General features: G+C 60.6%; 8 protein-coding genes and 1 tRNA gene. 3 read left to right on the top strand and 6 right to left on the bottom strand.

Going from position 1 to position 11783, the window contains the following annotated elements; all coding sequences use genetic code 11:
• Positions 1-2 precede the first annotated feature (2 nt).
• The gene (locus KBY02_RS24260) at positions 3-293 is read right to left on the bottom strand and encodes a hypothetical protein (protein WP_003400922.1); all 291 of its coding nucleotides are present in this window, start codon (positions 291-293) and stop codon (positions 3-5) included.
• Between the two features lie 314 nt (positions 294-607).
• Here KBY02_RS24260 and KBY02_RS24255 point away from each other — a divergent pair, with 314 nt between their 5' ends.
• Positions 608-1414, top strand: a complete 807-nt coding sequence (locus KBY02_RS24255) for a c-type cytochrome (RefSeq protein ID WP_225650821.1) — start codon at positions 608-610, stop codon at positions 1412-1414.
• A gap of 156 nt (positions 1415-1570) precedes the next feature.
• On the opposite strand, the gene KBY02_RS24250 is transcribed toward KBY02_RS24255, so the two are convergent.
• The 5 genes from KBY02_RS24250 to KBY02_RS24230 form a co-directional block, all read right to left on the bottom strand.
• Positions 1571-1644 (bottom strand) — tRNA-Cys (locus tag KBY02_RS24250).
• A gap of 200 nt (positions 1645-1844) precedes the next feature.
• The gene (locus KBY02_RS24245) at positions 1845-3584 is read right to left on the bottom strand and encodes a tannase/feruloyl esterase family alpha/beta hydrolase (protein WP_225650820.1); all 1740 of its coding nucleotides are present in this window, start codon (positions 3582-3584) and stop codon (positions 1845-1847) included.
• Positions 3585-3702: 118 nt separating this feature from the next.
• On the bottom strand, positions 3703-5109 hold the full coding sequence (locus KBY02_RS24240) for an efflux transporter outer membrane subunit (RefSeq protein ID WP_011268044.1): 1407 nt from the start codon (positions 5107-5109) through the stop codon (positions 3703-3705).
• Positions 5109-8255, bottom strand: a complete 3147-nt coding sequence (locus tag KBY02_RS24235) for an efflux RND transporter permease subunit (RefSeq protein WP_225650819.1) — start codon at positions 8253-8255, stop codon at positions 5109-5111. The genes KBY02_RS24240 and KBY02_RS24235 overlap by 1 nt, the downstream gene beginning before the upstream one ends.
• A 2-nt stretch (positions 8256-8257) precedes the next feature.
• Positions 8258-9460: an efflux RND transporter periplasmic adaptor subunit gene (locus tag KBY02_RS24230; protein ID WP_225650818.1), complete on the bottom strand. Its 1203-nt coding sequence runs from the start codon at positions 9458-9460 to the stop codon at positions 8258-8260.
• A gap of 144 nt (positions 9461-9604) precedes the next feature.
• Between KBY02_RS24230 and baeS the strand changes: the two genes are divergently transcribed.
• Positions 9605-10996: a sensor histidine kinase efflux regulator BaeS gene (gene baeS / locus KBY02_RS24225; RefSeq protein WP_225650817.1), complete on the top strand. Its 1392-nt coding sequence runs from the start codon at positions 9605-9607 to the stop codon at positions 10994-10996.
• A complete protein-coding gene (locus KBY02_RS24220; protein WP_024661122.1) occupies positions 10993-11676 on the top strand; it encodes a response regulator in 684 nt (227 codons plus the stop codon). The genes baeS and KBY02_RS24220 overlap by 4 nt, the downstream gene beginning before the upstream one ends.
• The last annotated feature ends 107 nt before the right edge of the window (positions 11677-11783 follow it).

Below are 11783 nucleotides of genomic sequence, written 5' to 3'. Positions count from 1 at the left end.
GCTCAGGAAAGCTTGAAGGCCTTCAGCGCCTGCTTGGCATTCGCGATCAGGTCAGGCGTCATTGGCTTGCCCTGCCTGTCCAGAAGTACCGGGGTGCATGCGCATCGACAGCGCACGCGGTTATCCCCCTCTGCCCACCAATCGAGCATCTGCTGCCCCGTGAACAACTCGCCATGTCGTTCGATATGCTGCTCCCGACTGGTGGGCGTCAGGGCGGACAGGTGCATGAATTTCACCTGCATCCCGAGGCGCTCTGAATCAGCGATGTCGTTCTGCAACTTGCGAATCCGCATTTCATGAAGTTCTGAATCAGAAATTCTACCGACCAAGGCTGAGCCCTCGTTAAGACACACATAAAATTAATAGACCACTCCAGCAACTCACGCCAGCTTTCAATCGCCTATCAAGCCAGTTTCAGCGGATAACGATCGCACGGTAGGGGTAATTCCCGAGCGAATTACCCTTGCTATGACCACGGGCAGAATGCGAACAAAGAGCCTGTAGCCCTGTTCAGGCTTCGCATAGCCTTCAAAATGAGCAAGCCCGCTTTTCACGTCCGTGTGGTCGTGCCAGACTTCTCGCCGTTCACGATAAGGAGCGAGATCCTTTGAAAGCACTTATTTTAGTCGGAGCTCTGTTGCTGAGCGGGCCGGTGTCCGCGGCTCAACTGGACCTGCAGTTGGGGCAGAACAGTCGCACCTGGCAAACGGAAGATTTGCTTACCCATCCTCAACTGCAAGTCATTACCGTTAAAAATGATGTTGCTTACAAGAAGGACATGGTCTATCGCGCCGTGCCTCTGACTGCGCTGCTGACAGGAGTCAAGCCCGGCGACCACCTGCAGGCAGTCGCTTTGGACGGGTTTGCCGCAGAGCTGGCCGCTGCACCCTTACTCAACGATAAAGGCACACGGGCCTGGCTGGCGATTGAAGACCCTGCCCATCCGTGGCCCCCTTTGGCCGCTGACAAGCCCAGTGCAGGGCCTTTCTACCTGGTATGGACGGACCCTCAGGCTGGAAATATCAGCCCGGAGCAATGGCCATTTGAAGTGGCCAGCATCAAGCGCATGGCTCCCGTTGCCGAGCGCTTCCCTGCTCTGTTGCCGGATCCTGCGCTCAAGATTGATGATCCGGTCAATCAAGGGTTCGCGCTATTTCAGAAAAACTGTCTGGCTTGTCATCGTTTGAACGGCGCGGGGGACGCACAATTTGGGCCTGATCTGAATATTCCCTACAACCCGACCGAGTATCTGGGAATGGACTTCCTCAAGCTCTACATTCGCAACCCTCAGGATTTGCGTCAGTGGCCGCAGGCGAAGATGCCGGCGTTTTCGGAAGCGGTTTTGCCGGATGCAGACTTGCAGATGCTGATGGCCTATCTGCAACATATGGCTGGACGCAAGATAAAGCCTTGATACCGGCGGGCCACTTCAGCCAGGAGATAACGAAGTGCGTGCAGCGCAGGGTCAGGGCCGTTGCGCAGCCTTCAACATGAGGAGATTTCGGAACTCCTCACTTTTCAGCGCCCAATAAAAAACCCCGCAGACGTTAATCTGCGGGGCTTTGAATAGTGGAGGCCGAGGTCGGAATCGAACCGGCGTAGGCGGATTTGCAATCCGCTGCATAACCATTTTGCTACTCGGCCTCAAACGAAAGATGCTTCACTTGAACATCAAACGTATTTTGATTTCGCGGGAAACCTGTATTTCTTTGGCTTCCAACCCATTGAATCTAAAGGATTTTTTTCAATTCCTCGCTCAGGAATGGACGCAATTCTGTACTGGTTCGCATGCCATGTCAAGAACGAGGAGAAAATAATTCGCCTACGCTGTACCCGTGCAATCGTTACTGCGACTGACGTTCCAGGGGCGTATAGGGTTTGAAGAACCCGCTGCCCATCCATTGCGGTGTTTTTTCCGTAGTCAGCGGCTGGGCGCGCTGGTAGCTGTTTGCGTTTTTCGCGTAGCCCTTGTGGTCGTACTCGGCCATGAACGGGTACGGGAAGACCTTGCGGGTGCGTCCGCGATTGCCCACGTTTTCCTTGACCATGGACGCCGGCAGCGACTGTGCCAGCGGTCTCTGCCTGTTGCCGGCCTTGTCGGGGCCTGCCTGTCGGACAACGATGGCATCCGGGGCCCGGCTTTTTTCGACCCAGGCCATGATCGGCGTCAGCAGATCGACCAGGCTTGGCCCTTCCCCGCCGCCGCAGTGATAGACGCCGGGCAGCATGTACAGCCTCGAGAATGCCTCGGTGCGGGTCTTGCCCATCTCGGCCTCAAGCGCCTCGTGATACGCCAGGGTGTTGAGCGGTGAGACGTTCGGGTCAGCCCAGCCGTGCCAGAGGATCAGCTTGCCGCCGCGGCTGGCGAATGGCGAAAGATCGGGGTTGGTAGCGTCGTACAGCGCATGCAGCGGGCGCAGTTGGTCAAAGGTTTTTTTGTCGAAGTCCAGCGCGTTCAAATCGAAACTTGCAGGCGGGTTCTTCTCGAACACGACATTGCGAATGGCCTCCAGCGCGGCCTTTTCGCCGTACACCGTCTGATCGGCGCTGACCGGCACGAACACGCCAGCCCAGGCCAGTTCCGAGCCCGGCTGCGGGCCGCCCAGGGTCAGCCGCTCGCCACTGGCGGCGTCTTTCGGGCCTTCGTAAAAGCGTCTGACCGTGGCCACCTCCGCTGCGCTCAGGCACGTGGCGGGGTCGGCAGATGCCTTGCATTGCAACGCCGCGGGGTCGAAGTGGCAGATACGCGGATCCGCTATGAGGCCATCGATCTGCCCGTCCAGCAGATCGCATTGGTCGAGTACGGCCTTGTGCAACAACGGCAATCGTGAAGCGAGCAGAATCGGCTTGCCGTCCGCGCCGCGGTTGGAGCGCGCCATCCAGCCGTGATACAGGGTTTTCTGCACTTGAAAGTTGAGCGCCGGGGCTCCGGCAATGATGCCGTCGAAATCGTCAGGGTATCGCTGTGCTTCGATCAACGCCTCGCGGCCGCCGTCCGAGCAGCCACTGAAGTAGGCGTATTCTGCTTTGCGGCCATAGAACGCGGCGATCAGTTTCTTCGAGGCCAGCGCAGTGAGGTGCACACCACGATGGGCGAAATCGGCACGCCTTTGCGGGTCGTCGCCAAAATGCTCGTCTGCCGCCCGATGGCCCATGTCGGTGGAGGCCACCGCGAATACGCCAGCACTCAGGGATGTGCAGCCATCAGCGGCGCGCACGGTCGAGTTGACGTTGCCACACAATCCGCCGCAGCCGACTTGCAGATAGCGCTGCTCCCAGGTGCCGGTTGGCAGCTCGAGCCTGAAGTTGATCTCGGGCGCCAGCCGCGCTTCCACGGCACACACCGCAACACCGTCACGCGTCGATTCACTGGCCGCCAGCACACGACTGCCCTGCCCGCCGATATCACTGAGTTCCACGCTGCTTAGTGCAGCACAGCTGCTGACCGGTTTGACCACTGCAAGCCGGGACGTGTTGTCGGTGGTTGCAGAAGATGCCATACGGGCCAGAGCCGGTGTCTGAATGCTGAGTGAAGTGACCAGCAGCAACAAGGCGTGGGCGTACTTCGGCTGGGAGGGTTTCATGAGAACTCCTGTTCATGAAGGATCAAAACCACAGTGCGAACCCATAAATGGCCGCACTGTGCGTAAGGGTAAAACGTTTAAGCCTGGCGATTATTCAAAAGCCAGTAGAAAAAAACCATCACCGATTCCATCCGCCGCCCATGACCTTGTAGAGCGTGACGCGGTTGCTCTGCTCTGTGAGGCGCAGGGAAATCAGGTCCTGCTCGGCACTGTAGAGCGAGCGTTGCGACTCGAGCGCCTCCAGATAACTCTGCGATCCGCCGCGGTACAGGGCGTCGGCCAGTTCGTAGCTTCTGCGGCTGGCATCGGTGTAGGCCTGCTGCGCGGCAAGCCGCTCATCCAGCGTGCTGCGCACCGCCAAGGCATCGGCCACTTCCTTGAATGCGGTCTGGATCGTCTGCTGATAGGTCTGAATCTGGATCTGGTTCTCGACCTTGGCCGAGTCCAGCGTGGCCCGATTGGCGCCGCCATCGAAAATCGGCACGCTGATACTTGGCGCAAAGCTCCACGCGCCGGTTCCGGACTTGAACAGGCCTGACAGGCTGGTGCTGGAAGAGCCTGCACTGGCAGTCAGGGTGATACTGGGGAAGAACGCCGCACGCGCTGCACCGATATCAATGTTCGCGGCTTTAAGTGTGTGTTCGGCACTCAGCACGTCCGGGCGGCGTTGCAGGAGGCTGGAAGGCAGGCCGTCCGGCACCTGCACCAATTGCGCCACCGACTGCGTGTCGGCATTGGGCAGCAGTTCCTCCGGCAGATCGCTGCCGACCAGCAGGCGCAAGGCGTTACGGTCCTGAAGAATCTGGCTTTTATATTGCGCGACATCGCCCCTCGCCGATTCGACCGTTGTCTGCGCCTGAGCCACTTCCAGCCCGGAAGAACCGCCCAGCGCATGGCTGCTTCTGGTCAGGTCGTAGCTTTTCTGCTGGCTGGCCAACGTGTCTTCGGCGAGTTTCAGAAGCTGGTTGTCGGCGGCCAGGGTCAGCCAGCCGGTCGCCACTTCGGCGATCAGGCTGATCTGCGTGCTGCGCCGGGTTTCGGTCAACGCCAGATAATCCTCAAGCGCTTCGTCCTGAAGGTTCTGGATACGCCCGAACACATCCAGCTCATAGCTGCTCAAGCCCAACTGCGCGCTGTACTCGTGGCTGATCGACGGCTTGCCGGTCATCGAGGTCGATGACGGCGTGCGTGTATGCGTGCCGCTGCCACTGGCATCAATGGTCGGCAGGCTCGCCGCCCGCTCGATGCGATATTGCGCCTGCGCTTTCTCGACGTTGAGGCTGGCCAGGCGCAGGTCGCGGTTATTCACCAGCGCCAGGGTCTGCAGGCGCACCAGGCGGTTATCGATGAAAAAATTCTGCCATTCGATGTCCGTGGGCACGCTGCCCGACGCAGCCGGTTGGCCAGCAGTACCCGGCAGCCATTGGCTTGAGACCGGCGCTTCAGGGCGCTGATAGTCCGGGGCCAGGTTGACGCAGCCCGCAAGCAGCGCCGTGACAGCCAGCGAAGGCCAGAAAAGACGCATCATGCTTCACCTGTAGATGTGGGTTGAGCCGCCGGAGCATTGCCTGACGAACGACTGAAGCGGCGACGCACTTCCACGAAGAACAGCGGCACCAGGAAAATCCCCAGCACGGTGGCACTGAACATGCCGCCCAGTACGCCCGTGCCGATCGCGTTACGCCCGGCCGAGCCGGCACCGCTGCTGAGGGCCAGCGGCAGCACACCGAACATGAACGCCAGCGAAGTCATCAGAATCGGACGCAGTCGTTGCCGGGCGGCAAGAAGGGTCGCTTCATGCAGGCTTTTGCCCTGTTCCTGAAGATGTTTGGCGAACTCGACGATCAGGATCGCGTTTTTCGCCGCCAGTCCCACCGTAGTCAGCAAGCCCACCTGAAAGTACACGTCATTGCTCAAGCCACTGATCCGCGTCGCCAGTACCGCGCCGACCACACCCAGCGGCACCACGAGCATGACCGAGAACGGCACCGACCAGCTCTCGTACAAGGCTGCCAGACAGAGAAACACGAACAGCACTGAAATGGCGTAGAGCATTGGCGCCTGGGAGCCGGACAGGCGCAGTTGGTAGGACTGCCCGGTCCACTCGTAACCGATGCCTTCGGGAAGTTGCTTGATGATGGCTTCAACGGCATCCATTGCCGTGCCCGAGCTGACACCTGGCGCAGGATCGCCCACCACTTCAAGTGACGAGCTGCCGTTGTAACGCTCCAGCAACGGCGAACCATAGCTCCAGCTGCTGCTGGCGAACGACGAGAACGGGACCATTTCGTCATTGCTGTTACGTACGAACCAATGGTCCAGATCGGCTGATTGCATGCGCGAAGCAGCCTCGCCCTGCACATAGACTTTCTTCACTCGCCCCTGATTGAGGAAGTCATTGATGTAGCTGCCGCCCAGCGCAGTGGACAGGGTCGAGTTGATGTCACTGGTGGACAGGCTCAGCGCTCCGGCCTTGCGGTCGTCGATGGTCACTTTCAACTGCGGAGTGTCGTCCAGGCCGTTGCTGCGCACGCCCAGCATGCTCGAGTCCTTTCTCGCCAGCTCGATAAACTGCTCGCGTGCCGCCACCAGTGCCTCATGCCCCACACCGTCAAGGTCCTTGAGTTGCACGTCGAACCCCGAACTCTGCCCCAGGCCACGTACCGCAGGCGGCTGCATGACAAACACGCTGGCGTCGCCGATGCTCGCCAGGGCCAGCGTCGCGCGCTGTGCCACCTGCGCCGCACCCTGCTCCTTGCCGGAACGCTCGCTCCAGTCCTTGAGCTTGATGAACGCCCTGGCGGTGTTCTGACTGTTACCGCCCATCCCCAGCCCGGAAATACTGATCAACGCCTCGACTTCCGGCTGTTTGAGCATGTAAGCCTCGAACTGCCTCATTACCGCCTGTGTACGGCTGTCGGTAGCGCCCACCGGCAGCTGGATCTGCGCCATCAGCGCGCCCTGGTCTTCATCCGGCAAAAACGACGTGGGCAGGCTGACGTAACCCACCGCCATGACCACCAGCACCAGCGCATATACCAGCAGCCCCTTTACGCGATGTTCGATGACTCCGCTCACGCCTCGCTGATAGCGGTCGGCACTGCGGTCGAACGTGCGGTTGAACCAGCCGAAAAAGCCACCCCGTTTTGCATGCAGTTGCGCATCCGAGGCTTTGAGCATCGTTGCGCACAACGCCGGCGTCAGGGTCATTGCAACCAGCACCGAAAGCAGCATGGCCGAAACGATGGTCACCGAAAACTGCCGGTAGATAATCCCGGTGGAACCGCTGAAAAAGGCCATCGGAATGAACACGGCGCTCAGCACCAGCGCGATACCGATCAGCGCGCTGGTGATTTCATCCATTGATTTGCGGGTCGCCTCCAGCGGGCTCAGGTGCTCTTCGCCCATGACCCGCTCGACGTTTTCCACCACCACAATGGCATCGTCGACCAGCAGGCCGATGGCCAGGACCATCGCGAACATGGTCAGGGTGTTGATTGAATAGCCGAACAGCGCCAGCACGCCGAACGTGCCCAGCAGCACCACCGGCACGGTAATCGCCGGAATCAGCGTGGCACGCAGGTTCTGCATGAACAGAAACATGATCAGCACCACCAACGCGATCGCCTCACCCAGCGACTTCACCACCTCCTTGATCGACAGGCTCACGAATGGCGTGGTGTCATAGGCAATGACTGTTTTCAGCTGCATTTGCGCGGGGTAGAACGGTTCCAGTTCCTTGAGTTTGGCCTTGATCGCTTCGCCAACACTCAGCGCGTTTGCACCTGACGCCAGTTGAATACCCATTGCGGCCGCCGGCCGGCCATTGAGCGCCGAGTTGATGTCATAGCTTTCGCTGCCCAACTCCACCCGCGCCACATCGCGCAAGAGCACAACAGCGCCGTCACTGGAAGATTTGACGACCACGTTCTCGAACTGCTCGGGCGTCTGCAGCTTGCTGCGGGCGCTGATGGTCGCATTCAGTTGCTGACCTTCAACTGCGGGCAAGGCCCCCAACTGACCTGCCGAGACCTCGGTGTTCTGCGCCTCCAGGGCCGAGCTGATGTCGGAGGGCATCAGCGAATACTTTTCCAGCTTGGCCGGGTCCAGCCAGATACGCATCGCGTACCCCGAACCCAGGGTCTGCACGTCGCCGACACCATCCACACGGCTCAGTTGATCGAGCAGCGTGCTGGAAATGTAATCACCAATCTGCGTGCCGGTGATGCTTTCGTTGTCGGAGGCCAGAGCGACCAGCATAAGGAAGTCGGAACTGCCCTTGGTCACCGTCAAGCCTTCACTCTGCACGCTTTGCGGCAGGCGCGATTCGGCCTGCTGCAACTTGTTCTGCACCTGCATCTGCGCCACATCAGGGTCGGTGCCTGCGGCGAAGGTCAGGCTGATGCTCGCACTGCCCGCAGAGCTGCTGGAGGCGGACATGTAAGTCAGCCGGTCCAGCCCCTTCATCTGCTGCTCGATGACCTGCGTGACGGAGTCTTCGACGGTCTTGGCCGATGCGCCAGTGTAGGTGGCGGAGATTTTTACCGTCGGCGGCGCGATATCGGGGTATTGCTCAAGGGGCAGCTGGCTGATGGACAGCCCGCCGGCGAACATGATGCAGATGGCAATGACCCAGGCGAAGATGGGCCGATCGATGAAGAAACGAGCCATGTTCAGCCCTCCTTCACGGTAGCGGCAGTAGCCGACGCGCCAGGCGCTGGCGAATCGGCGTTGTCAGCGTTCTGCACGCTCACCTCGGTGCCGACCGGGGTTTTCTGCCCGCCTTCGACCACCACCTGATCATTGGCCTTGAGCCCGCTGCTCACCCACCACTGGTTGCCCACCGTGCGGTCGACGCTGATCACCCGCTGCTCGATCTTGCCGTCAACCACCAGCAACACCGTGGTCTGGCCACTGGCACTGCGGGTCACGGCCTTTTGCGGTATCAGGATGGCATTCTGATCCTGCGCCTGTTCCAGCACCGCCACCACGTAAATGCCGGGCAGCAACAGCCGTTCTGGGTTGGCAAAGCTGGCACGCAGCGTCACGGTGCCGGTGCCTTCATTGACGCTGACGCCGCTGAATTGCAGGCGGCCATCCTGGTTGTAGGTGCTGCCGTCATCCAGCTTGAGGGTGATTCGGGCTTCCCCGTCGCTGTTGGTTTGCAGCTTGCCGCTGGCCAGGTCGCGCTTGAGACGCAGCAACTCGGTGGTGGACTGGGTGACATCGACGTAAATCGGGTCGAGCTGCTGAACCGTGGTCAGCGCGGTGTCCTGCTGGGCCACCACCAATGCACCGGGGGTCACGGTCGAGGTCTCGATGCGGCCGCTGATGGGCGCGGTAATCCGTGTGTAGGCCAGATTGATGCGTGCGGTCTGCACATCGGCCTCCGCCACTTTCACCTCGGCGGCGGCAGTCAGCAGGCTGGCCTCGGCGTCTTCTTTATCCTGCTGGCTGATGGCGTCGATCTTGGCCAACTGCACATCGCGTTTGGCGGTGGCCTGTGCGGACTTGAGCGTGGCACGGGACTTGGCGAGCGTGGCCTGCGATTCTGCCAGAGCCGCCTGGTAGGTCGCGCTGTCGAGTTGGTACAACGGCTGACCAGCCTTGATTTCGGCACCTTCGACGAACAGTCGCTGCTGCACGATGCCGCTGACCTGGGGCCGTATCTCGGCAACCATGAACGCTTTGGTGCGCCCCGCCAGCTCGGTGGTCAGCGACTGACTGCGCGGTTTTACGGTGACCACCGACACGCTCGGTTTCTCCGCAGCAGGCGGCGAATTGCCGTCCGAACAACCGCTCAGAAGACCGATAAGGGCTGCGTAGATGACAAAGGTCAAAGTCATCAGGTATTTGGCGAAAATCTTGCTCGACATGATTGCCTCAGGACGTTGTGGCGAAAGCCTGACGTCAGAGTGCGAGGCAAATGTGCAGGAAAATTGAAGATTGCCGCGTTGACTTGAAACTTGCTGTCACGAAGGCCTAAATGGACGCCGTCTTCACGTAAAACCCGGGCCTTCATGAAATCGAGCATCTCCACCAAACTGTTTGTCGCGGTACTGGCCAGCGTGCTGTCAGTAATCCTGATCATGGGCCTGACCGCGAACTGGAGTTTTGCCCGCGGCTTTCTGGGCTACCTCAACGAACAGGCCATGCAACGCATGTCGCCGGTCCTGCCGCGGTTGGCCGCTGCCTATGCACGCGAAGGCAGTTGGGAATTCATGCGTGACAACAAGGATCGCTGGTTCGAAGTGATGCGCCCGGAACCGGCACAGGATTTCGCCATCCCCGGGCTGGCGACACCGCCTACTTCCGACTTGACCGGCGCGGTGTTCCGGATCGCGCTGCTGGATGCGCAGAAGAACCTGGTGATGGGATTCCCAGGGGTCCATGACGATGAATTCATGCGCCCGGTGGAAGTCGACGGCAACGTCGTTGGCTGGATGGCGGTCACGCCCTTTCAAAGTGTCAGCGAAGCCGGTGGCGAGCGCTTTCAGCAGTACCAGTTGCGCGCCAGCCTGGCGATGGGTGTGCTGTCACTGCTGCTGGCGGTGCTGATTGCCTGGTGGATCGCGCGCACCCTGCTCGACCCGGTCAAGCGGGTGGCCGCAGCAACCCATCGCCTCGCCGCAGGTGAATACGCCAGCCGCGTGGCGGTGTCCTCCAACGACGAGGTGGGTCAACTGGCGCGCGACTTCAACCAGCTGGCGTACACCCTGGAACGCAATGAGAAGATGCGCCGCGAATTCATGGCCGATGTGTCCCATGAGCTGCGCACCCCGCTGTCGGTCTTGCGTGGCGAACTGGAAGCCATCGAGGATGGCGTGCGCACACTGGATCAGGCATCGATGAAGTCCCTGCAGGGCGAAGTCGGCATGCTCAGCAAGCTGGTGGATGATCTGTATGAGCTGTCCCTGGCGGATGTGGGCGCCCTGACCTACCGCAAGGTCGACTGTGACCTGGCGGAGCTGCTGACGAATATCACTGACATGTTCGAAGAGCGTTGCGCAGCCCGTCAGTTGCATTTGCAGTTGGATCTTGCTGGCGGAGCTCTGCCGGTGCATGCAGACCCAGGGCGCCTGCAGCAATTGATCGGCAACCTTCTGGAAAACTCGGTGCGCTACACCGATGCCGGGGGGACAGTGCATGTGCGTGCCGCTCTGCAGGGCGATGAGGTGCGCGTCGATGTGATGGATTCCGGACCCGGCGTCGACCCGCAGCAATTGCCCAGACTGTTCGAACGCTTCTATCGCGGTGAAACCTCGCGTAACCGCGCCAGCGGCGGTGCGGGTCTGGGGTTGGCGATCTGTCACAGCATCGCCCTCGCCCACGGCGGCACCCTGAGCGCCGACCACTCGCCCACAGGCGGCCTCTGGCTGACCCTGTGCCTGCCAGGACACCTGCGCCCATGACCGCTGCCAGCCTCGAAACACCGATTCTCATTGTCGAAGATGAGCCCAAGCTGGCGTCGCTGATGCGCGACTACCTGATCGCGGCCGGCTATTCGACACACTGCCTGAGTAACGGGCTGGACGTTGTGCCTGCTGTCAGAGCGAACGCGCCACAACTGATCCTGCTCGACATCATGCTGCCTGGCCGCGATGGCATGGACATCTGCAAGGAACTGCGCAGCTTCAGCGATGTGCCCATTGTCATGATCACCGCACGCGTCGAGGAAATCGACCGGTTGCTGGGCCTGGACCTCGGTGCCGACGACTATATCTGCAAACCGTTCAGCCCACGGGAGATGGTCGCTCGCGTCAAAGCCATCCTGCGTCGGAGCTCTTCCAGCGAGCCGCACCCGCCCAAGGGTTTGCAGGTGGACGAAGCGCATTACCAGGCCTCGTTCAACGGGGTCACCCTGGACCTGACCCCGGTGGAACTGCGTCTGCTGGCGACCTTTGCCCGCTCACCGGGCCGGGTCTTCTCCCGTGACCACTTGCTGGACAGGCTCTACTCGGATCACCGCGTAGTGACCGACCGCACCGTGGACAGCCACATCCGCAACCTGCGCCGCAAACTGGAACAGGCCTGCCCGGGTCAGGACCCGATCCAGTCGCTGTACGGGGTGGGTTACAAGCTGGAGTTGTGACCGGTGCTGTGCGCAGCATGGGTACGATAGTTACAGGACGATCGTTCCTTACGCTCCAGTGGAATGCCTGTCGTGACGCTCCGCGTCAAGAATCTACGCCGCGCCGC

This window comes from Pseudomonas sp. P129 (assembly GCF_020312195.1).
In the GTDB taxonomy this organism is placed as follows: domain Bacteria; phylum Pseudomonadota; class Gammaproteobacteria; order Pseudomonadales; family Pseudomonadaceae; genus Aquipseudomonas; species Aquipseudomonas fragariae.
The sequence above is the reverse complement of the archived record's forward strand: the minus strand, read 5'-3'. Positions and strand labels throughout refer to the sequence as shown.

Bases quoted from the DNA above. Each gene is read 5' to 3' on its own strand.
- KBY02_RS24260 (WP_003400922.1), bottom strand. From the start codon at position 293: ATGCGGATTCGCAAGTTGCAGAACGACATCGCTGATTCAGAGCGCCTC.
- KBY02_RS24220 (WP_024661122.1), top strand. From the start codon at position 10,993: ATGACCGCTGCCAGCCTCGAAACACCGATTCTCATTGTCGAAGATGAG.
- baeS (WP_225650817.1), top strand. From the start codon at position 9,605: ATGAAATCGAGCATCTCCACCAAACTGTTTGTCGCGGTACTGGCCAGC.
- KBY02_RS24230 (WP_225650818.1), bottom strand. From the start codon at position 9,460: ATGTCGAGCAAGATTTTCGCCAAATACCTGATGACTTTGACCTTTGTC.
- KBY02_RS24235 (WP_225650819.1), bottom strand. From the start codon at position 8,255: ATGGCTCGTTTCTTCATCGATCGGCCCATCTTCGCCTGGGTCATTGCC.
- KBY02_RS24245 (WP_225650820.1), bottom strand. From the start codon at position 3,584: ATGAAACCCTCCCAGCCGAAGTACGCCCACGCCTTGTTGCTGCTGGTC.
- KBY02_RS24240 (WP_011268044.1), bottom strand. From the start codon at position 5,109: ATGCGTCTTTTCTGGCCTTCGCTGGCTGTCACGGCGCTGCTTGCGGGC.